Below are 22887 nucleotides of genomic sequence, written 5' to 3'. Positions count from 1 at the left end.
GTGCCTTGGGCGCGACCAGTGATCGCAACCCGGTTGCGCGCAAGGCGCGCTCCTACAGGTCAATCGATGCCCGCGAGGCGGTAGCCTACCTGGAGTTCGGTGACCAGGTGACGGGGGCGGGCGGGTTCGTCTTCGAGTTTCTGGCGCAGGTTGGCCATGTACACGCGCACGTAGTGCGGGCGGTTGGCGTAGCCGGGGCCCCAGACGTCGAGCAGCAGTTGCTTGTGCGTGAGGACCTTGCCCTGGCCGCGTACGAGCGCGGAAAGCAGGCGGAATTCGATGGGCGTGAGGTGCACCGCTTCGTCGCGGCGGGTTACCTCGTGCGTGGCGAGGTCCACGCTGATGTCGCCGAAACGGATACGCGAGCCTGCATGGCCTTTGTCACCAGCGAGGCTGGCGCGGCGCAGTTGCGCGCGCACGCGGGCCACCAGCTCGGGTACGCCGAAGGGTTTGACGAGGTAGTCGTCGGCACCGGCTTCGAGCGCAGCGACCTTCTCCGTTTCGCTGTCGCGTGCCGACAGCACGATGATCGGCGCTGACGACCAGCCACGCACATCGCGGATCACGGCTTTGCCGTCGTCGTCGGGCAGGCCGAGATCCAGCACGATCAGATCGGGCTGGCGACTCGCGGCATCGATACGGCCGCGCAAGGCGTCTTCGGATTCGAATACCTGCATGTCCTCACGCTCCAGCGCGAGACGCAGGAAGCGGCGGATATCGCTTTCGTCCTCGATGACGAGGATGCGCGGGCGGGTCATGTCAGGTCTTCCATGTCGATGGTGGGCGGGTCGCCTGCCGCAAGGCGGATCTCGAAGCGCGCGCCGCTGGGCACGCGACGCGAGGCGACGATGCTGCCGCCATGCGCCTCGACGATGCGACGGCACAACGCCAGACCGAGGCCGACGCCGGGCACGGACGATTCGCTGGTACCACGAGTGAAGTCGGCGAACAGGCTGCTTGCATTGATATCTGCCGGAAAGCCGGGGCCATCGTCTTCCACCCAGACATGCAGCATGGCGCCGATGCGGTCGGCGCGCACCCAGATGGTGGCGTCGTTGGGCGTGTATTTCACCGCGTTATCCAGAAGATTGGCGAGCACGCGCTCGAACAGGCCGGCATCGAGTTCCACCAGGGGCAGGGTGGGCGCCAGTTCCACGACGATGCGACGGCCGCCGAGCGGAATGGTGGAAAGCGCCGCGCCAAGCACTTCGTCCAGCGCATGCCACTGGCGGTCGAGGCGCACGCCTTCGCCCTGCAGGCGTGCCGTGTCAAGCAGGTTGCTGACCTGGCGTTGCATGCGATCGGTCTGTGCCGCAATGGCATGCGCTACGTCGTCGTCGCCCAGCATGCCAGCCATGCCGCGAATGGCGGTCAATGGCGTGCGCAGGTCGTGCGACACGGCGGCGAGCAAGGCGTTGCGCAGGCTTTCGCCTTCCATGCGCAGCATGGTGTCGTGCGCTACTTCCACGAAGTGCACACGCTCCAGCGCGAGCGCCACCAGCGATCGGCAGGCATCGAGCAGGGCGGCACGGTCGCCATCCAGCGGTGCCGGGTCGGGGCGCCGCAGGATCAGCACGCCACGCGTGCGCAGCGGTGTGACCAGTGGCAGGTAGGTGGCATCGCTGGCTGGCAGCGTCTCGGTATGGCGTCCGGCGGGGCGGCCCTGTTCGAGCACCCACTGGGCCACCGCAGCATCGCCACCGGCATGATCGATGATGCGCTCGTCAAGGCCCGGCAGCAGCAGGCTGACGCTGCCGTCGAACAGGGGGCCGACACGATCGGCGCATATGCGCACGATGTCGTCGTTGCGCACGGCGCCGGCAAGATCGCTGGCGACGGCGGCCAGCGCACTGGCGCGCCGCTCGCCGGCCAGGGCCGTGACGGCCTCTTCGCGCAGACGCGCGGCGAGCTGCCCCGTGACCAGTGCCACCACGAGCATCAGCACGAACGTGAAGATGTATTGCGTGTCGGAGACGTGGAAGGACCACACCGGTGGCACGAAGAAAAAATCGAAGCTCGCCACGCATGTGAGGGCAGCCAGCGCACCGGCCGCACGACCCCAGCGCAGCGCCACCAGCACCACGGTGAGCAGGAACAGCATCACCACGTTGGAAAGGTCGAACACCCTCAGCAGCAGCGCGGCGATGCCCGTGCTGGCCGCGCAGGCGGCCAGGGCATACAACAGCGCGCGGAAGCGTATGGGGCGCCGCCGCGCCGGATCGGGGCGCTGGATCATCGGTGGCCACGCGTGGTCGGGACTGGCCGGCGATGATACCTGCGCCCGGGCGGGCGCAGGTATCTGGAGCATCGTGACGGCCCTCACATCAACGGCGTGAGCAGCAGGTCGATGAGCTTGATGCCGATAAAGGGCGCAATGAGGCCGCCCACGCCGTAGATCAGCAGGTTGCGCACCAGCAGGCGCTGGGCCGGAGCGGGGCGGTAGCGCACGCCGCGCAAGGCAAGCGGAATCAGCGCCACGATGATCAGGGCGTTGAAGATCACGGCCGAGAGAATTGCCGAAGCCGGCGAATGCAGGCGCATCACGTTCAGCGCATCCAGCGACGGATACGTGGCAACGAAGGCCGCCGGCACGATGGCGAAGTACTTGGCTAGGTCGTTCGCCACGCTGAAGGTGGTGAGCGCGCCGCGGGTCATGATCATCTGCTTGCCCACCTCGACCACGCGCAGCAGCTTGGTCGGGTTGGAATCCAGGTCGACCATGTTGCCGGCTTCCTTGGCCGCCTGCGTGCCGGTGTTCATCGCCACGGCCACGTCGGCCTGGGCCAGCGCCGGGGCGTCGTTGGTGCCGTCGCCGGTCATCGCCACCAGGCGGCCCTCGCCCTGGTAGCGGCGGATGAGGGCAAGCTTGTCCTCGGGCGTGGCCTCGGCCAGGAAGTCGTCCACGCCGGCTTCCGCGGCGATGGCGGCGGCCGTGAGGCGGTTGTCTCCGGTAATCATCACCGTGGCGATGCCCATGCGGCGCAGGCGGGCGAACTGCTCCTTGATGCCGTCCTTCACGATGTCCTTCAGTTCCACCACGCCAAGTACCTGGCGGCCGTCGGATACCACCAGCGGTGTCGAACCGCGACGGGCCAACGACTCCACGCTGCGTTCCACGTCCACGGGAAAGGCGCCGCCCAGCGCTTCCACATGGGCACGGATCGCGGAAGCGGCGCCCTTGCGGATGATCCGCTCGCCCAGATCCACGCCGCTCATGCGGGTGCGCGCACTGAACGGCACCGCCACGCCGCCATTGAGTTCGCGGCCGCGCAGGTCGAAGCGCTGCTTGGCGAGAATGACGATGGAGCGGCCTTCGGGAGTTTCGTCGGCCAGCGAGGCATATTGCGCGGCATCGGCCAGCGCGCCCTCCTCGATGCCCATGGCCGGCAGGAAGGCGTGGGCCTGTCGATTGCCGAGCGTGATGGTGCCGGTCTTGTCGAGCAGCAGCACGTCCACGTCGCCTGCTGCCTCGATGGCGCGGCCGGAAATGGCGATGACGTTGTTCTTCAGCATGCGGCTCATGCCGGCAATGCCGATGGCCGAGAGCAGGGCGCCGATGGTGGTGGGAATCAGGCACACCAGCAGGGCCACCAGCACGGTCAGGCCCACGACGCTGCCATGGCCGCTCAGCAGCACGCTGAGCGACGAGAACGGCAGCAGGCTTGCGCACACGGCGAGGAAGATCGCAGTGAGTGCCACCAGCAGGATGGTAAGCGCCACTTCGTTGGGTGTCTTGCCGCGGCGGGCGCCTTCCACCATCGCGATCATGCGGTCGAGGAAGGCTTCGCCCGGGTTGGCGGTGACGCGCACGATGATCCAGTCGGACAGCACGCGGGTGCCGCCGGTCACCGACGAGAAGTCACCGCCGGATTCACGCACCACGGGCGCGGATTCGCCGGTAATTGCGGATTCGTCGACCGAAGCGACGCCTTCCACCACCTCGCCATCGGCGGGAATGGTGTCGCCGGCTTCCACCAGCACGAAGGTGCCGGCCACGATCTCGTCGCTTGGCACGATATGCCAGGTGCTGTCGTAGCGCGGCTCGCGCAGTACACGGGCATGCACGCGCTTCTTCGCGGCACGCAGTGCTTCGGCCTGGGCCTTCCCGCGTCCTTCGGCCAGCGCCTCGGCAGCGTTGGCGAACAGCACGGTGAACCACAGCCAGGCGGCGATGGCGAAGATGAAACCCGTGGGAGCGTCGGCGTGCCCGCGCAGGGCCTGGATGCCGAGCACGGTGGTAAGGATGCTGCCGAGGTATACGACGAACATCACGGGGTTTTTCCACTGCGTGGCCGGAGCAAGCTTGGCGAACGCGGCGACGATGACGTCGATCAGGCCGGGCGAGGCCACGGCGGGGCGCGGAGCGATGTCGTCGGGGATGGTGGGATGCGGGGTGGTCATGGGCATCTCCGGATTAAGGCGTACCACCCGACGCCGTGGCGTCGAGAGCAAGGTTGAGGGCAAGCACGTTCACGCGCGGTTCGCCGAGCAGGCCGAGCTGCCGGCCGGTGGCCTGTGCGTCGATCAGCGCGACGACGCGTGGCAGCGGCAGGTGTCGTTGTCTGGCGACGCGTGCGGCCTGCGCATGAGCGTTGGCGAGCGTGATATCGGGATCGAGGCCGGACGCGGAGGCCGTGACGGCATCCACCGGCACCGGTGCGTCCGCCGCGAGGCCGTTTTCCTTGCGGTAGGCATCGGCACGGTCGCGCACGCTGTCGAGCAGCTTGCGGCTGGTGGGGCCGAGGTTGCTCGCACCACTGGATGCCGCATCGTACGAGGTGTTGCCGGTGATGCTGGGTCGTGGGTGAAAGTAGTCCGGGCGATGGAAGTCCTGGCCGATCACGGTCGAGCCGATGGTGGCACCACCGTGCGTGACGAGGCTGCCGCTGGCCTGGCGAGGGAAGAACGCCTTCGCCAGCGCCGTGCTGGCGAGTGGATAACCGAGCCCGGTCACCGCCATGAACAGCACGGCGGACACGAGTACGGGACGAACGAGGGAGGAAGTCATCGCGTGGCCTTCAGAAGGTTTGTCCGGCGAGCATCGCCAGGTGTTCGACGATCGGTCCCAGCGCAAGCGCGGGCAGGAAGGTCAAGCCGCCGACGACGAGGATCACGAAGATCAGCAGGCCGGTGAACAGGGGCGTGGCCGTGGGCAGGGTGCCCTGGCTTTCGGGGACGTTGCGTTTGGTGGCCAGCGAACCGGCTACGGCAAGCATGGGCAGCAGGGTGAAGTAACGACCCAGCAGCATCGCCAGTCCGATCGTGGTGTTGAAGAACGGCGTGTTCGCATTGAGGCCGGCAAACGCCGAACCGTTGTTCGCCGTGCCCGAGGTGTAGGCGTAGATAAGCTCGCTGAAACCGTGTGGACCCATGTTGGCGAGGCTGGCGGGAGCATCGGGCCATACGGCGGCCAGGGCGGTGAAACCCAGGATGCAGAACGGATGGGCCAGCACGGCGATCATCACGTACTTGATCTCGCGCGCCTCGATCTTCTTGCCGAGGAATTCCGGCGTGCGGCCGATCATCATGCCTACCAGAAACACGGTGAGGATGGCGTAGGCCACGAGGTTGATGAAACCGACGCCCACACCGCCGAATACGTCGTTGAGCATCATCAGCGACAGCGGTACGAGGCCACCCAGCGGCGTGAGCGAGTCGTGCATCGCATCGACCGAACCCGTGGTGGCGGCGGTGGTCACGGCGACGAAGGCGCTGGTCTGTGCGATGCCGAAGCGGGTTTCCTTGCCCTCCATGTTGCCGCCGGCCTGCATGGTGCTGGCCTGCTGGTCGATACCCATGCCGGCGAAGGCGGGGTTGCCGTGCTGTTCCGCCGTGTACACCACGCAGAGGAAGCCCACGAACATCACGACGAAGGCGGCGAGGAAGGCCCAGCCCTGGCGTCGGCGCGTCAGCATGCGGCCAAAGGCATACGTGAGCGCCGAGGGCACGAGGAACATCGCCAGCATGTGCAGCGTATTGGTGAGGGGCGTCGGGTTCTCGAACGGGTGCGCGGCATTCATGCCGAAGAAGCCGCCGCCATTGGTGCCGATGTGCTTGATGGCTTCGAGGCTGGCCACCGGGCCGGTGATGATGTGCTGCGTGATGCCTTCCAGCGTGGTGGCATCGACGCTGCTGGCGAGGGTCTGCGGCATGCCTTGCCATACGTACACCAGCGAGAGCAGCAGGCAGGCCGGCAGCAGCACGCGCCAGGTGACGCGGGTGAAGTCCACCCAGTAGTTGCCGACGTCGCGGGCTTCGCGCTGTGCGAGGCCACGGATGAAGGCCGCGCAGCCGGCGATGCCCGAGGCGGCACTGACCGTCATCAGGAAGGTGATCACGGCCATCTGCGAGAAGTTGGACAGGCTGGATTCGCCGGAGTACGACTGCCAGTTCGTGTTGGTGATGAACGAGGCGGCCGTGTTGAACGCAAGATCGGGCGTTTGCGAGGGGCGTTGCAGGGCGTCGAAGGGCAGCAGCGACTGCATGCGTAGCAGGGCGTAGCCGAGCAGCATCATGGCGGCATTGCTGAGCACCAGGGCAAGGCCGTAGCGTTTCCAGTCCATGCCGCTGCCGGCATCGACGCCGAGCAGGCGGTAGGTGAGGCGTTCGGGCAGGGCGTGCGCCGTGTCCGTGAGCACATGGGTGAGCCAGCGGCCGGCCACCACCACGAGGGCGGCCATGGCGGCGAGTACGAGGGCGAACTGGAGCAGGTCGATGGGCATGGCTTCAGATCCGGTCCAGCGCGACGACGAACAGCGCGGTGACGGCAAAGAACAGTGCCGCCACCGCCAGGAAGACGATGTCGTTCATAACATCCTCGATAAAGCGGTCAGAACCGCTCGGGTTTGATCAGCGCATAGCCCAGGTAGGCAAACAGCGCGACGAGAAGAAGACCGCCGAGCCAGCTCATGGCGCGGCGGTCGCGGTGGTGGGGAAGGGCATGGCAGGCTCCGTGAGTGAATAGGCGATCAGCGTAGGAGCGGGCCTTTCAAGACGGCACCGAGATGGGCCACCGGCGTATAAAGGCGGTATCAAGACTGTCCGGAGCATTCCCGTGTCGATTGCCGAACCGTGCCCGATCTGCCAGGGACTGGGACAGGTGACCTATGTGGACGAGGAAGTCGGCTGCCATGTCAGCGAGCCCTGCTGGGCCTGCACCCCCGATCCCCAACCCTGTAGGAGCGCGCCTTGCGCGCGACCGGAATAGCCGGGCGCTCACGTCTCCGACCGGTCGCGCGCAGGCGCGCTCCTACAAGAACGCGCCCTGCATAACTCGCCACAACCCTGTAGGAGCGCGCCTTGCGCGCGACCGGGGTAACCGGGCGCTCATGTCTCCGACCGGTCGCGCGCAGGCGCGCTCCTACAAGAGCGCGCCCTGCATGACTCGCCACAACCCTGTAGGAGCGCGCCTTGCGCGCGACCGGGGTAACCGGGCGCCCACGTCTCCGACCGGTCGCGCGCAGGCGCGCTCCTACGGGGAGACTGGATTGTTATGATGTAACATTTCGGCATGCCCTCCGTCATGAACAAATCGAACGGGCCGCTCTCCCTGGGCGCCGTCCGCATACCGCCTTCGCTGGACGATCGCGTCCCGGTTTTCGTACTGACCGGCTTTCTCGGTAGCGGCAAGACGACCCTGCTCAACCGGGTGCTCGCAAACGAGCCCGGGCCCACCACCCTCGTGGTGGTCAACGAATTCGGCGACATCGGGCTGGATCACGCACTCATGGTCCACGCCCACGACGACGGCGTGGTGGAACTGGCCGGAGGCTGCATCTGCTGCTCGCTCAACGGCGACCTGGGCCGCACGCTGGCCGACGCTATCTGGCGTTTCTCGCGCAAGGGAGAGCGCCAGTTCCAGCGGGTCGTGGTAGAAACCACCGGCCTCGCCACGCCGGCCGGCATCACCCGCACCCTGCATCGCGACCATCGTGTGGCGGCGTACTACCGCCTCGCTGGCATCGTGACCGTGGTGGACGCGGAAACCGTGCTCTCCAGCCGCCACGACCACCCCGAGGTGGTTCAGCAGGTGGAAGCTGCGGATCGTCTGGTGGTCAGCAAGCTCGACCGGGTAGGCAAGGCCGTGCGCCCTCGCGTCGAGGAATGGCTGCGACGGACGAACCCGCTGGCCAGCGTGGCCGACGGCTCGACGGATGACCCGTTCGAGGTCAGCCCCATTTCCTGGCGACTGGTGGGTGCAGCGGAAGACCCAGCGGGCTACCACGGGACCATGCCCAGCCGCTCCCTGTCCATCGATGCCCCCGTAGACGAAGAGGCCTTCGCCGGCTGGCTCGACCTGCTGCTGGCCGCCGCCGGACCGGCGTTGCTGCGGATGAAGGGCATCGTGCATGTGCAGGGCGACGATGCGCCTCGCGTGGTCCACGCCGTCCAGGGCACGGCGTATCCGGCCGAACGGCTGGCACCCCGACCCATGGACGCCCGTGGCACCCGCCTGGTGCTGATCGGCCACGCCCTGGCGCAGCCCGACGTGACGGCCCTGCTCGCCGTCGCGCCGCTGCTGTTTCCGGGCCTGGCCGTCGCCTGAGGCGTACCATGACTTCCCGCAGGCTCCCGGCCTGGACGTATTTGTTACAAAGTAACATTTGCGGTCGCCACTCCGGCGGCCACGTTCATGAGGAGAAGCGTTCGATGCGGTATCTCAAGGGAACGATGCTCGGCGTGCTTCTGGTCGCCACGCCCGCCGCCTTCGCGGACGAAGGCATGTGGACGCTGGACCACCTGCCGTTGCAGCAGATGAAACAACGCTACGGGTTTGCGCCGGATGCGGCGTGGATATCCCGCGTGCAGAAATCCACCGTGCGGCTGGCCGAAGGGTGTTCGGGCTCCTTCGTGTCGCCCGATGGCCTGGTGATGACCAACCACCATTGCGCGAACAGCTGCCTGTCCCAGCTTTCCACCACGGGCAACTTCATGGAAAACGGCTTCTCGGCATCGCGCCGCGAAGACGAGCCGAAGTGCCCCGAAGTGGAGCTCAACCAGCTCGACACGATCACCGACGTCACCGACAAGGTGCTCGGCGCACTGAACGGCAAGGATGGCGCAGAGCGCATCAAGGCCGAGCGTGCCGTGGAAAGCGACGTGGAAAAGGGCTGCGTGGCCGGTGATGCGAAAGCCTGGCGCTGCGACGTGGTGAAGCTCTACAACGGCGGCCGCTACGCGCTGTACAAGTACAAGCGCTTCCAGGATGTGCGCCTGGTATTCGCACCGGAACAGTCCATCGCCTTCTTCGGCGGCGATCCGGACAACTTCAATTTCCCGCGCTACGACCTCGACGTGACCTTCTTCCGCGCCTACGTCGACGGCAAGCCGGCAAAGACCCCGGATTACCTGCCGTTCTCGCCCAAGGGCCCCAAGGCCGGCGACATGACCTTCGTGGTCGGCAACCCCGGCTCCACGCAGCGTGCGGTGCCGTGGGCACAGCTGGAAGACATGCGCGATCACAAGCTCGTGCCTTCCGTGGCTTTCCTGTCCGAGCTTCGCGGCGTGCTGTGGGAATACGGTCGTCGTGGCGACGAGCAGGCCAAGCAGGCACAGGACCTTCTCTTCGGTTTCGACAATTCGCTGAAGGTCTATCGTGGCTGGCTCGAAACCCTGACCGACAAGCGGTTCCAGCAGACCAAACAGCAGGATGACGCTGCACTGCGCCAGTGGATCGCAGCGGATGGCTCGCGTCGCGAGAAGTTCGGCGATCCCTGGGCCGATCTTGCCAAGGCCCAGTCGAAGGCCCTGGAACTTCGTGACCGCTTCAACCTGCTGGAGAACGGACGTGGCTTCGACGTCGGCGGCCAGCTGTTCATGCAGGCGCGTACGCTGGTGCGAGCGGCTGCGGAACACGGAAAACCCGACGGTGAACGCCTGCCGGAGTATCGCGATGCAAACCTCCCTGCACTGGAGCAACAGGTGGTTTCCACCGCGCCGGTGTATCCCGCGTTCGAAACCACCCTGATGAGCTGGTCGCTGGAAAAGCTGCGCCAGATCCTGGGTGCAGACGATCCGTTCGTGAAGCAGGTACTCGGCACGCACTCTCCGGCTCAGGTGGCCGACTCACTGGTCAAGGGCACGAAGCTTGCCGATCCTGCTGCGCGCAAGGCGTTGTGGGAAGGTGGTGAGACGGCCATCGCGGCATCGAATGATCCGATGATCGTGCTCGCGCGGTCCGTCGATCCGGAAGCGCGTGCCATCCGCAAGCAGTACGAGGATGAAGTGTCCGCACCGACGTCGAAGGCGGAAGAAGCCATCGCGCAGGCACGCTTCGCGCGCGACGGTACGTCGAACTATCCCGATGCCACCTTCTCGCCGCGCCTGAGCTTCGGCAAGGTGGTGGGCTGGAAGGAGAAGGGCAAGGACGTGCCTCCGTTCACCGACTTCGCCGGTGCGTATACGCGTGCGACAGGTGCCGATCCTTTCCGGCTTCCGGATAGCTGGATCAAGGCCAAGTCGTCGCTCGACCTGTCCACGCCGTTCGATTTCGTCACCGACAACGACATCATCGGCGGCAATTCGGGCAGCCCGGTGATCGACAGGGAGGGCCACGCCATTGGCCTCATCTTCGACGGCAACATCCATTCGCTGGGTGGCGATTTCACCTTCGACGGCACGATGAACCGCGCGGTGGCGGTGGATACCGCGGCATTGCTGGAAGCCGTACGCAAGGTCTATCACCTCCCGGAACTGGCCAAAGAACTCGAGGGCAAACGCCAGTAAAAGGCTCTTGTAGGAGCGCGCCTTGCGCGCGACCGTTATGGCCCGTACCTGGCCGGCCGCAGCAGCGTTCGGCGGAATGGTGATCGCCAAAAGCGGTCGCGCGCGAGGCGCGCTCCTACATGGGCGGCGAGGCGTGCGTTTTGCGCACGCCTCGATTTACCCGCGGTAACTTGCGAAGCCTGCGCCCAGGGCGCAGACTTGCTTTCCAGCCACGCGCCGCATTGCCGGTCGACGCAGCCACCCTTGCTGCCCGTATCGGGCATGGTGATGTGGAGTGGTCATGGTCGACAGTTATCGTTTCTTCGATACGGTGGTCAAACACCGCATCGTGTTGAGCCCTTCGATGGTGCGTTTCGTGTTCACGGGTGAGGATGTCGCCGGCATGGCGTTTCCCGGACCCGACCAGCGCATCAAGATGTTCTTCCCCGAACAGGCCGGCCAGCGGCCGGAGTTGCCACGCGGCCCCGACTGGATTGCTGCCTTCCGCGCACTCGACGACGCATCGAAACCCGCGATGCGCACATACACCATCCGGGCCTTGCGTGCGGATGTCGCGGAAGTGGATATTGATTTCGCGGTGCACGGAAGCATCGGCCCCGCATCCCGCTGGGCGCTGGAAGCGAAAGAGGGTGATTCCATGGTGCTGTTCGCGCCGGATGCGCGCGCAGAGCACGACTCGCGCGGCTATGAGTGGCATCCGCCGCAGGATGTCGATCGCGTACTGATCGTGGCGGATGAGAGCGCGCTGCCTGCCGTGGCTTCGATTCTCGATCACATCGCGGCATCGCCATCGCGCCCGCGCATCGAGGCGCTTATCGAGGTGCCTACCGAAGCAGACCGCCTGCCATTGGCAGCCCTCGAAGGGCTGAGCGTCCGCTGGCTGCCACGCGATCACGCGTACGACTATGGCCAGCGCTTGCTGGAAGCCCTGCGTGACGTGCCATTGCCGCGTCACGACGTGGATGCCGCCGTGACCGATATCGACGTGGACAACGACATTCTCTGGGAGCAGGCCAGCGGTGGTGATGGCGCGTTCTACGCCTGGATCGCCGGTGAAGCGGCGGCGGTGCTGGATATCCGCCGCCACCTCGTCAACGAACGGGGCGTCGATCGCAAGGCCATGAACCTCATGGGCTACTGGCGCAAGGGACGTTCGCTGGACTAGCGCAGCATGGCTTCCGTGCCTGGCTTCAGTCAGCGGTGGAAGTAGTGCGCCTTCATGTCATCGAGCAGGCTGGGATGGCCCGCGTCTTCCCAGCCCAGGGCCGCCCGGGTCTGCGCTGCGGAGGCCGGTACATCCAGGGCGGTGAAACGGGCGAACCAGGCGAAATGCGCGGCGGCATCTTCCGGCGTAAGTGCCTGCACGGGCACGTTGAGTTCGCGGCCGATCGTTCCCGCGATATCGCGGAACGGCACGCCTTCTTCCGTCACCGCGTGATAACGGGCACCCCGGCTGCCTCGTTCGACGGCGAGTCGATAGACGCGGGCGGCATCGAAGCGATGTACGGCCGGCCAGCGGTTTGCGCCATCGCCCACATAGGCTGCCACGCCCTTGTCCCGTGCAACGTTGACCAGATGCGGCACGAAACCGTGATCGCCATCGCCATGCACGGTGGGCGGAAGTCGCACCACCATGGCGTGGACTCCGCGTGTCGCGACGGCTTCCGCGGCCGCTTCCGATGCGCGTGGGTACGCGGGCGAGACGGGAAGTGATGCGGTGTCTTCGGTGGCCAGGCGCCCATGTTCCATATGCCCCAGGCCCGACGTGATCACAAAGGGTTTTGTCGAGCCATCCAATGCGTTGCCGATGGCGTCAATGGCGCGACGGTCCAGCTCGCAGTTCTCAAGGAAGCGAGAGAAATCGTGGTTGAACGCGGTATGGATCACCGCATCGGCTTCGCGGGCGCCCTGGCGCATGCTGTCCAGGTCTTCCAGCGAGCCACGGACGACCCGGGCGCCGGTGGCGGCCAGCGCTTTAGCACCGGCATCCGAGCGCACGAGACCACTGACCTCGTGCCCATGGGCAAGCAGTTCCTGTACGACGGCCGAGCCGACGAAGCCGGTGGCTCCGGTGACGAATACGTGCATGGTGTTGCTCCATCATTGGTCGATGGCGTTACTCTTGTCTCCATGGATATCGGGGTAAAGTCGTGACGTTATACGGGTATAAGGACTAACAGGATGGCGACGACCACAGCGAACGCGGACCTGCTCGGTGTGTTCCTGAAGGACCGCCGCGCCAAACTCGACCCGGCTGCCCTGGGTTTCACGACCGCGCGCCGACGCACGCCTGGATTGCGACGGGAAGAAGTCGCGCAACGAGCCAGCATCAGCGCCACCTGGTACACATGGCTGGAGCAGGGCCGCGGCGGCGCACCTTCGGCCGAGGTTCTGGAGCGTATCGCGCAAGCCTTGATGCTCACCGACGCCGAGCGCGAACACCTGTTCCTGCTTGCGCTCGGTCGCTCGCCGGATGTGCGCTACGTGGAAGACGACAGCGTGACCCCGCGCCTGCAAAGAGTGCTGGATGCCTTTGCCATCAGCCCTGCCTTCGTGAAGACGCCGCTATGGGACATCGTGGCCTGGAACCGGGCCGCCACCATGGTGCTGACGGACTACGGCAAGCTGCCGCCCGAGCGCCGGAATGTGCTCCGGCTCATTTTCCAGGATTCGTACGTTCGCGAGGCTCAGTTCGACTGGGAAGGCGTGGCGCGTTTCGTCGTGGCGGCCTTTCGTGCGGATGTGGCACGCGCAGGCGTGGCGTCGAAAGCGGAGGGCCTTGTCGCGGAACTATGCAGTTCAAGTGCTGATTTCGAGGCGATGTGGCGTAGCAACGACGTGCGCGGCTATGGCGCCGGGCTGAAGCGCCTTCGCCACCATGCGCTGGGCCCGATGAGTTTCGAATACTCATCCTTCATCGTAGACGGCCGCCCCGACCTCAGCCTCGTGGTGTACAACCCGGCCACACCGGAAGATGCCGACCGCTTGACCACCCTGATGCGCAACACCCCCCTGTAGGAGCGCGCCTTGCGCGCGACCGGGTTGTCGCGATAACCGGCCGCGCGCAAGGCGCGCTCCTACAGGGAGCAGGTTTCGCGGACACAGGTGCGCAGCCACGTGTGCGTCGCATCGCCATCCATGCGCGGGTGCCAGAGCATCGACAGGGTTATCGCCGGAATATCGACGGGTAGCGGGAATGCATGCATGCCCTCGTGCAGGGCACGCGTATGCCGCTCGGGCACCGTGGCGACGAGATCGGTGGCGCGGGCCAGCGCAATGGCCGGCCCGAACCCGCTGACGATCACCGCGATATCGCGTTGCAGGCCGAGCGCCTCCAGCGCGTCGTCGACGACACCGCGATCAGGCGCGCGGCGGGACACCAGGACGTGGCTTGCCGCGGCGTAGTCGCGGGCATCGGGTAGTCGCTGTGCCAGCGGGTGTTCCTGGCGCACGACGCCGACGAAGCGATCCTCGAACAACGCACGCGTGCGGATTTCCGGGCTCGTGCTGGTACCGACCACGCCGGTTTCCAGATCGACGCTGCCATCCCGCAAAGGGGTGCTTCCCTTGCGCACCTTCTGCATGAAACGCAGCCGCACGGCCGGTGCATCGGCACGCAGGCGGCTGATAAGTGCGGCCCCGAAGCTTTCGGCGAAGCCATCGCTGCAAAGCAGGGTGAAGGTGCGTGAAAGCTGCGAGAGATCCGGTGCATGCGCCGGTTTCAACACGGCATCCGCATCGCGCACGAGCTGGGCGACACGATCACGTAGTTCCAGCGCGCGTGGCGATGGCACCAGTGCGCTGCCGGCCCGCACCAGCAACGGATCGCCGGTGGCCTCGCGCAGTCGCGCAAGCGCCCGGCTCATGGCCGAAGGGCTCAGCTGCAGCCGCCGTGCGGCGGCCGCGACGCTGCCCTCGGCGAGCAGGACATCGAGGGTGAGCAGCAGGTTGAGGTCGGGCTGCGACATGGCGCGGACGATACCATGCGACATGGCGTGCCACGCAGGTAGTCAATGCATGCGTCGCGCCTTCCGTGACGGCGGGGGCGTCACTACGCTGATGCCATCCCTTTATTGCGAGAGCACCCCCTTGAACCTGTCTTCCGTGTCCGGAGAACGCTCCGGGCAGCGCTCGGCCGCGCCTTCGGCCCGGCCCGCGCTTGCCGCCCTTTCGTTGTGCATGCTCATGTCGTCGCTGGGCACCAGCATCGCCAACGTCGCACTACCCACCTTCGCCCGGGTGTTCGGCAGCAGCTTTCACGATGCACAGTGGGTGGTGATCGTGTACCTCGTGGCCGTGACGGCCCTCGTCGTGGTGGCCGGTCGGTTCGGTGACCATGTGGGGCATCGCCGGCTGCTGCTTGCCGGGTTGCTGCTGTACACCTGGGCGTCGCTGTTCTGCGGACTTGCCCCGTCGCTGCCCTGGTTGTTGCTCGCCAGGGCGCTGCAAGGCGCCGGCGCAGCGGTGATGATGGCGCTTACGCTGGCCTTCGTGGCGGGTACGGTGCCCCGGGAGCGCATTGGTTCGGCGATGGGCTGGCTTGGCACCACGTCGGCCATAGGCACCGCACTGGGGCCGTCGCTTGGCGGCATCCTGCTCGCGACGCTGGGCTGGCGGGCGATCTTCCTGGTCAGTATTCCGCTGGGAATGCTGGCGATCGTCTTCGCCTGGCGTTACCTGCCTGTCGACGAAGTCAACGAAACGCGTGCGCAGGCACCGCTGCTGGATTTCGGACTGCTGCGCGACCGTCGCCTTGCCATGGGCTGTGTCGCCAACCTGCTGGTCACTTCCGTGATGATTGCGACGCTGGTGGTCGGGCCGTTCTATTTGTCCAATGCTCTCGGACTTACCACCGCAGGCGTGGGCCTGGCGATGCCGTGCGGGCCGGTGGTCTCGGCAGTGACGGGCATCCTGTCGGGTCGCCTGGTGGACCGACATGGCGCGGATCGCATCGGCATCCTGGCCCTCGGATGCATGGTGGCCGGTGCGGCTGCGCTGGTGCTTGTCCCGTTGCGATACGGATTGCCGGGTTACCTGCTTGCGTTGCTCGTGTTGACGCTGGGCTATGCCACGTTCCAGGCGGCAAACAACACGGCGGTCATGGCGGGGGTGCCCGGAGGGCGTCGTGGACTTGTGTCGGGTTTGTTGAATCTGTCGCGCAATCTGGGGCTGGTGGCGGGGGCTTCGCTGCTTGGTGCGGTGTTTGCGCACGGGGTGGGGCGCGATGATGTAGCGGCCGCTGTGCCTGCTGCCGTGGCGGCGGGCATGCATCTGACCTTCATGGTGGCAACCGGATTACTCCTGGTGGCGTTCTGGAGCGTAGCGTGGTCAAAGTCACGACAACACCACCTGTAGGAGCGCGCCTTGCGCGCGACCGCTACGGAGCCATGCGCGGATCACTCCGTAGCGGTCGCGCGCAAGGCGCGCTCCTACAGGGGTGGGGTGTTCCATCCTGCGCCCAGGGCTTTGTACAGGGCGATGCCGGCGTCGAGTTCGTCCTGGTCGTTCAGTAGTCGTGCGTCGCGTGCGGTGTTGAGCGAGCGTTGCGCGGTGAGCACGGGCTGGTAACCGCTGAGGCCCTGGCGATAAAGCCGCGTCGCGCGATCCAGCGCCGCGCGGCTGTCGTCGATGGCCGCCGCGAGGTATTCGCGGCGGCGCCTTGCCGTGTCCAGGCCGGTGAGCGCGTCTTCCACATCGCGCAGGGCGAGGCGGACATCACGCTCCCATGCAAGCCGCGCCGCCTGCGCTTCCGCTTCGGCATGAACGACGTTGGCGCGGTTGCGGCCACCGTCATAGACCGTCTGGCTCCCTGCGAATGCCAGGCTCCACGATGCGCTCGCCGCGCTGAAGAGATCATGGAGCAGGTGGGCGTCGGTACCCAGCGACAACGGAATGCTGAAACGTGGATAGCGTGCCGCTTCGGCGACACCGATATCCGCTGTGGCAGCGGCAAGGCGACGTTCGTCCGCGCGCAGGTCGGGGCGCTGGCGGATCACGTCCGAAGGCATGGAGAGCGGTAAACGTGGCGGCAGCAGCGGTGTGGGTGCTGTTGCCTGCAAGGCTTCTTTCCAGTCGCCGGGGAAGCCACCGGCAAGCACGCCCAATGTATGGCTCAGGCGCGCGATCCCGGCTTCCAGTTGCGCGGGCTGTGCCTGTGCGGCTTCACGTTCGGCGCGGGCCTGCCGGTAATCGGCTTCGGTGCCCAGCCCCGCGTGCCAGGCGCGCTCGGCGATACGCTCGCTATCACGTAGCGTGTCGATGTTTTCCTGCGCAACGGTCAGGCGTGCCTGCGTCATGCGCAGCTGGCCGTAGTCGGTCGCCAGTTCGGCGAGCAGCGCGACGCGCAATGCGTAGCCATCGGCTTCGACGGCCGATACGCGTGCATCCGCCGCTTCGAGGTTGCGATGCAATCCACCGAACAAGTCCAGCTCCCAGCTGGCGTCGATGCCCGCATCATAGGCTTGCGTTACGCCGGCCCCCGGTGGATCGGTGCGCCGGCTGGTGCGCAAGGTCTGCAGGCTTCCGCGTGCGCCCACACTGGGCCCCAGCCCTGCCGCCGCGATACTGCGGTCGGCCCTGGCCTGTTGCAGGCGGGCCAGGGCAATGCCGAGATCCTGGTTGCTCGCGAGCGCCTGGTCCACGAGCCGGTCGAGCAGGGGATCGTCGAAACGCCGCCACCAGGTGCGCAGCGATTCGACATCGGCCGGGGTCATGCCGTCGTGCGACTGGCTCCAGGTCGAAGGCAGCGAGGCGCGTGGTGGCTGGTAATCCGGACCCACGGTGGCGCAGGCCACCAACGTGCCGGCCATGGCGACAACGAGCAGGCTTTTCATCGTCACATCCACTCGTGCAGCCAGGTGGTCAACCGGCCTTGCGAGCCGTCACGACCTGCGGGATCGCCGACATCCACGCTGCCCGTCATGCCCGCCACGAGGGTCACGCCGGGAGGCAGTTCGCCGAGTTCGATGCGCACGGGAATACGCTGGGCCAGCCGTATCCAGCTGAAACTGGGCTCCACGCTGGGCAGGCCGGTGGCGTCAGCCTGCTCGTTGGTATCGGTGATTCCACGCCCGATGCTGTGCACGCGACCGGGCACGATCGCATCGTATCCCATGAGGCGAATGCGAGCGGCGGCGCCGGGGTGCACCTGGCGAAGCTTGGTTTCCTCGAAATACCCGGTGAACCAGAAACTGTGCGCATCGAGCAGCGCCAGCGCAGGCTGGCCGGCCACCGCGTAGTCACCGTTGCGCAGGCGCAGATGGGTGATGTAGCCATCCGTCGGCGCGTGCAGCTCGGATCGGTACAGATCCAGCCGCGCGAGGTCCAGCGTCACCTGCGCACGGCGCTGCGCGGCCCGTGCCAGGGCGATGGCGCGTTGCGCCTGCTGGATGTCTTCGCGCGGCACGAGGTCGTCCATGCCCTTGCGACGCTGCGCGTCCTCGATTTTCTGCGCGAGGGTTTCGCTGGCGGCATCGAGCGCGGCTTCCGCATCGTCCACGGCGACGCGGAAGCGTTCCGGGTCGATGCGATAGAGCACATCGCCTTTCTTCACGTACTGATTGTCTGCGACCGTCACGTCCACGACGGTGCCAGACACTTCGGGAGCGATGCGCACCACCTGGGCACTGACACGACCGTCGCGCGTCCATGGGGCAAGTACATAGGCACGCCATAGCGATACGACGAGCAGGGCGGCCGCCGCCACGGCGGCGAGGGTGAGCAGGGCGCGGGCAAACCGCTTCAACAGGGGGAGGGCATCAGACATGGAGGATCAGCAATGAAAGCAGGATGACGGAAAGCGCGAACTCGAACAGCGCGGGATGCCACGCATGACGGAGCACGCCCAGGCGGGCCAGCAGGTGGCGGAGCACGACGAAGACGAGGCCGGCCACGCAGGCGTAGACGAAGAACGGCGGCAGGTAGATGCCCGCGATGGAGAATTCACTGAGCACGGGATGAATAAGACCCTGGTGTGAAGTAATCGGCATGCCGGTCGAGCAGGGCGGCGATGTCTGCGAATGCGTCGGCGGCGCAAGGCGATGCATCGCGCAACTGGCGCGAAGCCCTGCGTGCATGGCGGGCAACAATCGCCGGCATGCTGCTGCGGCGAGCCATGCAGGCGAGCGCATGGCGTATGGACCGGGTTGTATCGTCGGCTTCGCGCAGTGCGCGCAGGCGGAGCAGGTCGCGGCCAAGATGCAGGCTGGCGAGCGCATCGGTCAAGGCGGCATCGAGCTGCTGTGGCCTGGTTTTCAGCATGGCGCCCAGTTGCGCAAGCCGGTGCTGTTGCCGCCAGCGCCATGCACTTGTCGACGGCGTGGCGCCACGCAGGATCGAAAGGCTGGCATCGCGGATGTGCAGGCGCAGGCGTTCCAGGTCACGCGCGGGCTGCTTCGGCAGCACGACGCGAAAGGCGAGCACGGTGAACGCGGTGGCGAACAGCCAGGACAGCGACCAGTTCAGGAACTGGGCCAGGTCGGAGTGCATGGGATTGGCGGCGCCGGTGAGCGTGTTGAAGCCAACCAGGTAGGCGAGTGCGGCCAGGCCGTGTCGCGGCAGCGTGGTGGCATAGATGCCCGGTATCCAGAACAGCGCCAGGGACACCAGCAGCAAGGGCATGCCATCGATATGCGGCAGGATGCCGAAGGCGCAGCCAAAGGCGGCAGGCACCGCCACGACCGTGCCCTTGAAGAAGCCCCAGGCACCGGCCGCAGGGTCGGGGGCCAGGGCCAGCAAGGCGCAATAGGGCGCCACGATCAGCAGCATCATGTCGCCGTCGGTCCACCCGGTGACGAGCCAGAAGGCACCGGCGAGGATCAGCGTGATCGCCGCGCGCAGCCCATTGCGCCACGCGCCAGGGTAGTCGCGATGAAAGGCCACCGGCGCGGCGTTGCGTGGCAGCGCGCGGTGCAGGCCCTCGATGCCATCCAGTGCGGCAAGAAAGTCGTCGATCTGCCCGGCAAGGCGTGCATGCGCCATGCATTCGCGCGATAGCAGGTGACGCGCATGCTTCAGCCGTGCGCGTGCGTGGCCGGTATCACCGTTGCCCAGCGCATCGGCGGCATCCTGCCATGCCTTCGCCCATCCTTCGGGCGCCCTCGCTTCGGTTTCCACCGCCGTGGCGAACAGCGACACCATGGCATGGCGGATCGATGCCGCACGCCGGGCCACGTCTTCGGATTCGGCGTTGCCCAGCGAGAGCAGATCGTCCACGCCGTAGATGTCGCCGAGCACGGCCCGTCGCTCGGGTGACAGGCGCGAGGTTCCCGAGGCGATCTGCTGCGCTACGCTTGTCGCGACGTGGGCGGCCAGTCGCGACAGCAGGGCTTCTAGCCGTCCGCGTACGCTGCGTGTGCCGGTGAGCGCGAAGACGAGGGCCAGGCACACCACCCCGATCAGCACGGTGGAGCCGCGTCCGACGATGTGTTCGAAGGCGTGTTCCGGATGCTGCATGGCGCCGAAGGTGGCGAGGCCTACGGTGTAACCGGCGACGACCGCGCCGGTGCCACGGAAATGACGCAGCACGCTCATGCCGGCCACGCACAAGCCCAGCCAGATGCCGAAGCCGATCACGAACAGCCAGGGCTTCTGGGCAAATGCGGCCATCAGCACGAACGAGGCGAGCATGCCGCCCAGTGTGCCGATGAAACGCCACGCGCCCTTGCCGATGGCGGCGCCCTGCACGGGATTGACCACCAGCAGCACGGTGGACGCCGCCGAGTACGGCGTTTCCAGTTCCAGCAGGTAGGACACGGTGATCGCCAGCGCGGCGGCCAGCACCGAGCGCATCACATAGCGGGCGCGGGGTGTACCGAGATCCAGCCAGCGCAGCGCGTCGGTAAGGTATGGGATGGAAGTGGTGAGGGAGCGCACGGGTGAGCCGGAAGAGCGAGGTCCGGCTCATGGTGGTTGTTGCGAATGATTCGCAAAAGTTACGTGTCCGCACTCCATGAGTGCGTCCGGTGCAATGGTGGACTCAGTGCCCGCAGAGCTGGCGGATCGTACGCCGCAACCAGCGATGCGCCGGATCGTTCTGCCAGCGCGGGTGCCAGGTCTGGCTGATGTCCACCGGTTCCAGCGGCACGGGCAGCTCGAACAGCTGTACATCCAGGCCGGCGCGCAGGACACCTTCGGCGAGCTGGTTCGGCAGCGGCAGCAGCAGGTCCGAGTCGAGCAGGGCGAACGCACCGGCGTAGGGTGTCGGCACCACGAGAGGCACCTGCCGGGCAAGGCCCAGGGCTTCCAGTGCGTCGTCGATGGGACCGCGCGCCCTGCCGCGACGGGAAACGCCGATGTGCTGCCACTGTACGAAGCGTTCGGCAGTGACCGGTCCGTCGAAGAACGGATGCCCCTTGCGCGCCACGCCGACGAAGCGCGTGGAGAACAGCGGCTGCACGCGCATTTCCGGCCCGACAGGGCGGAACGGGTTTACCAGCAGGTCGATGCGTCCGCTGCGCAGCGCCTCGCCGTCGATGTCATCTTCCTCGGGAGTGAAGCGCAAGGTGGCGCGCGGCATCTCTCGGCTCATGGTATCGAGCAGGCGTCCGGCATACATGCCGACGAAGATGTCGTTGGCGCGCACGGCGAAGCGGCGTTCGATGCCGGTGAGGTCCACATCGATGCCGGGAGCCAGCAGGGCGGAGGCATCCTCGACGGCCTGGCGCACGCGCTCGCGCATCTCCAATGCACGTGGCGTGGGCACCATCGTGCGTCCGGACTGCACGAACACCGGATCACCGAGCGCGTCGCGGATGCGTCCCAGCGTGCGGCTCATGGCAGGTGCACTGAGGTTCATGCGGCGCGCGGCACCGGCTACGCTGCCTTCGGTCAGCAAGGCATCGAGGGCGATGAGAAGGTTGAGATCGGGAGCGGCCATGCCTTCTATAGTGGACCAGCGCCCGATTTGCGTACAGGAAGACTTGTAGATGACGGATGCGATGCCATAGTCGGCGCATTCCCTTTCCGGAGCCTCCCATGGCACAACCCAGGCTGTTCACCCCGCTGCGTATCCGCAACCTCGAATTGAGCAACCGCATCGTCATCGCGCCGATGTGCCAGTACTCCGCGCAGGAAGGGCGGATGAACGACTGGCACCTCATCCACCTGGGACAGCTGGCCTTGTCGGGCGCTTCGCTGCTTACCATCGAGGCCTCGGCCGTGCTGCCCGATGCGCGCATCACCTATGGCGACGTGGGCCTGTGGGATGACGCCACCGAAGATGCCATGCGCCGCGTATTGGAAGGCGTGCGTCGCTGGTCCACGATGCCTATCGGTATCCAGCTGGCCCATGCGGGGCGCAAGGCATCCTGCGAGGTGCCCTGGGTGGGTGGGCGGCAGGTTGCGCCGAATCATGACAATGGTTGGCAGACGGTGTCCGCGTCGGCGGTGCCGTTCCATGAAGGCGATGTGGCGCCCCTGGCGCTGGATCGCGTAGGCATGGACCGCATTCGCGATGCCTTCGTCGAGGCGGCGAAGCGTGCCGACCGGCTCGGCATCGACCTGGTGCAGATCCATGCGGCACATGGGTACCTGCTGCACCAGTTCCTGTCACCGCTGTCGAACCGGCGCAATGACGAATACGGCGGTTCGCTGGAAAATCGCATGCGTTTCCCGCTGGAAGTATTCCGCGCCGTGCGCGAGGCATTCCCGGCGGACAAGCCGGTGACGGTGCGCGTGTCCGCGACCGACTGGTACGAAGGCGGCTGGGATTTAGAGCAGACCATCGCTTTCGCCCGGGCGCTGGAGGCTCTCGGCTGCGATGCCATCCATGTGTCCAGCGGTGGCCTGCACGAACACCAGAAGATTGCCGTGGGGCCAAACTACCAGGTGCCGTTTGCCCGCGCGGTAAAGGCGGCGGTGTCGATTCCCGTGGTGGCCGTGGGCCTGATCACGGAGCCGCAGCAGGCCGAGGCCATCGTCTCCACGGGCGACGCGGATGTGGTGGCCCTGGCCCGCACGGTGCTCTACGACCCGCGCTGGCCCTGGCACGCCGCAGCCGAGCTGGGCGCCACGGTGATGGCGCCAAAGCAGTACCTGCGCTCGCAACCGTCGCGCTACCGCCAGTTGTTCGATGCCGAGGGGCCGCTGCAGGCAGCGCCCACCTGGTCGCGCAACGCCGAGGGTCGCTACGTATAGGCGGCGATGACGCTGAAGCCCACCGTG

At 66.5% G+C, this 22887-nt stretch carries 19 protein-coding genes and 1 pseudogene; 7 read left to right on the top strand and 13 right to left on the bottom strand.

What is annotated here, in order from left to right; all coding sequences use genetic code 11:
* Positions 1-59 precede the first annotated feature (59 nt).
* From HBF25_RS10270 to kdpA, 5 genes are read right to left on the bottom strand one after another with little or no spacing between them, the layout of a single operon-like run.
* Entirely contained in the window at positions 60-758 is a 699-nt protein-coding gene (locus HBF25_RS10270; protein ID WP_166948053.1) for a response regulator, read from the bottom strand.
* On the bottom strand, positions 755-2308 hold the full coding sequence (locus HBF25_RS10265) for a DUF4118 domain-containing protein (protein ID WP_166948051.1): 1554 nt from the start codon (positions 2306-2308) through the stop codon (positions 755-757). The genes HBF25_RS10270 and HBF25_RS10265 overlap by 4 nt, the downstream gene beginning before the upstream one ends.
* 11 nt (positions 2309-2319) lie before the next feature.
* Positions 2320-4401 carry a potassium-transporting ATPase subunit KdpB gene (gene kdpB / locus HBF25_RS10260; protein WP_166948049.1) on the bottom strand — a complete coding sequence of 694 codons (2082 nt, stop codon included), beginning with the start codon at positions 4399-4401 and terminating at the stop codon, positions 2320-2322.
* A gap of 13 nt (positions 4402-4414) precedes the next feature.
* A complete protein-coding gene (gene kdpC, locus HBF25_RS10255; RefSeq protein ID WP_166948047.1) occupies positions 4415-5008 on the bottom strand; it encodes a potassium-transporting ATPase subunit KdpC in 594 nt (197 codons plus the stop codon).
* Between the two features lie 10 nt (positions 5009-5018).
* A complete protein-coding gene (gene kdpA, locus HBF25_RS10250) occupies positions 5019-6722 on the bottom strand; it encodes a potassium-transporting ATPase subunit KdpA (RefSeq protein WP_166948045.1) in 1704 nt (567 codons plus the stop codon).
* Between kdpA and HBF25_RS22400 the strand changes: the two genes are divergently transcribed.
* On the top strand, positions 6721-6849 hold the full coding sequence (locus HBF25_RS22400; RefSeq protein WP_279588195.1) for a hypothetical protein: 129 nt from the start codon (positions 6721-6723) through the stop codon (positions 6847-6849). The two genes, kdpA and HBF25_RS22400, sit on opposite strands and share 2 nt — an antisense overlap.
* Here the strand turns inward: HBF25_RS22400 and kdpF are convergent.
* On the bottom strand, positions 6830-6910 hold the full coding sequence (gene kdpF, locus HBF25_RS22675) for a K(+)-transporting ATPase subunit F (protein WP_166948580.1): 81 nt from the start codon (positions 6908-6910) through the stop codon (positions 6830-6832). The genes HBF25_RS22400 and kdpF overlap by 20 nt on opposite strands.
* A 612-nt stretch (positions 6911-7522) precedes the next feature.
* On the opposite strand from kdpF, the gene HBF25_RS10240 reads away from it, so the two are divergent.
* The 3 genes from HBF25_RS10240 (at position 7523) to HBF25_RS10230 (ending at position 11890) form a co-directional block, all read left to right on the top strand.
* The gene (locus HBF25_RS10240; RefSeq protein ID WP_166948043.1) at positions 7523-8545 is read left to right on the top strand and encodes a CobW family GTP-binding protein; all 1023 of its coding nucleotides are present in this window, start codon (positions 7523-7525) and stop codon (positions 8543-8545) included.
* 104 nt (positions 8546-8649) lie between these two features.
* Positions 8650-10725 carry a S46 family peptidase gene (locus HBF25_RS10235; RefSeq protein WP_166948041.1) on the top strand — a complete coding sequence of 692 codons (2076 nt, stop codon included), beginning with the start codon at positions 8650-8652 and terminating at the stop codon, positions 10723-10725.
* Positions 10726-11005: 280 nt separating this feature from the next.
* The gene (locus HBF25_RS10230; RefSeq protein WP_166948039.1) at positions 11006-11890 is read left to right on the top strand and encodes a siderophore-interacting protein; all 885 of its coding nucleotides are present in this window, start codon (positions 11006-11008) and stop codon (positions 11888-11890) included.
* A gap of 29 nt (positions 11891-11919) precedes the next feature.
* Here the strand turns inward: HBF25_RS10230 and HBF25_RS10225 are convergent, their stop codons facing one another.
* Positions 11920-12813, bottom strand: a complete 894-nt coding sequence (locus HBF25_RS10225) for an SDR family oxidoreductase (RefSeq protein WP_166948037.1) — start codon at positions 12811-12813, stop codon at positions 11920-11922.
* A 93-nt stretch (positions 12814-12906) separates the two neighbouring features.
* On the opposite strand from HBF25_RS10225, the gene HBF25_RS10220 reads away from it, so the two are divergent.
* Entirely contained in the window at positions 12907-13743 is an 837-nt protein-coding gene (locus HBF25_RS10220; RefSeq protein ID WP_166948035.1) for a helix-turn-helix transcriptional regulator, read from the top strand.
* Between the two features lie 59 nt (positions 13744-13802).
* On the opposite strand, the gene HBF25_RS10215 is transcribed toward HBF25_RS10220, so the two are convergent.
* The gene (locus HBF25_RS10215) at positions 13803-14693 is read right to left on the bottom strand and encodes a LysR family transcriptional regulator (protein WP_166948033.1); all 891 of its coding nucleotides are present in this window, start codon (positions 14691-14693) and stop codon (positions 13803-13805) included.
* A 49-nt stretch (positions 14694-14742) separates the two neighbouring features.
* On the opposite strand from HBF25_RS10215, the gene HBF25_RS10210 reads away from it, so the two are divergent.
* Positions 14743-16080: an MFS transporter gene (locus tag HBF25_RS10210; protein ID WP_243853172.1), complete on the top strand. Its 1338-nt coding sequence runs from the start codon at positions 14743-14745 to the stop codon at positions 16078-16080.
* 74 nt (positions 16081-16154) lie between these two features.
* On the opposite strand, the gene HBF25_RS10205 is transcribed toward HBF25_RS10210, so the two are convergent.
* The 5 genes from HBF25_RS10205 to HBF25_RS10185 form a co-directional block, all read right to left on the bottom strand.
* Complete coding sequence (locus HBF25_RS10205; protein ID WP_166948031.1) at positions 16155-17558, bottom strand: efflux transporter outer membrane subunit; 1404 nt, start codon at positions 17556-17558, stop codon at positions 16155-16157.
* A 2-nt stretch (positions 17559-17560) separates the two neighbouring features.
* Complete coding sequence (locus HBF25_RS10200) at positions 17561-18490, bottom strand: efflux RND transporter periplasmic adaptor subunit (RefSeq protein WP_166948029.1); 930 nt, start codon at positions 18488-18490, stop codon at positions 17561-17563.
* Positions 18483-18677: a DUF1656 domain-containing protein gene (locus HBF25_RS10195; protein ID WP_166948027.1), complete on the bottom strand. Its 195-nt coding sequence runs from the start codon at positions 18675-18677 to the stop codon at positions 18483-18485. Before HBF25_RS10195 ends, HBF25_RS10200 begins: the two co-directional genes overlap by 8 nt.
* Positions 18667-20598, bottom strand: coding sequence for an FUSC family protein (locus HBF25_RS10190; RefSeq protein WP_208392524.1), 1932 nt, complete (start codon positions 20596-20598; stop codon positions 18667-18669). Before HBF25_RS10190 ends, HBF25_RS10195 begins: the two co-directional genes overlap by 11 nt.
* Positions 20599-20701: 103 nt before the next feature.
* Positions 20702-21601, bottom strand: coding sequence for a LysR family transcriptional regulator (locus tag HBF25_RS10185; protein ID WP_166948025.1), 900 nt, complete (start codon positions 21599-21601; stop codon positions 20702-20704).
* A 98-nt stretch (positions 21602-21699) separates the two neighbouring features.
* On the opposite strand from HBF25_RS10185, the pseudogene HBF25_RS10180 reads away from it, so the two are divergent.
* A pseudogene (locus tag HBF25_RS10180) lies at positions 21700-22794 on the top strand (NADH:flavin oxidoreductase/NADH oxidase); the annotation flags it as partial.
* Between the last annotated feature and the right edge of the window lie 93 nt (positions 22795-22887).

The sequence above is a fragment of the Luteibacter anthropi genome (assembly GCF_011759365.1).
Taxonomy (GTDB): Bacteria; Pseudomonadota; Gammaproteobacteria; order Xanthomonadales; family Rhodanobacteraceae; genus Luteibacter; species Luteibacter anthropi.
This window is presented reverse-complemented; position numbering and strand designations above follow the sequence as displayed.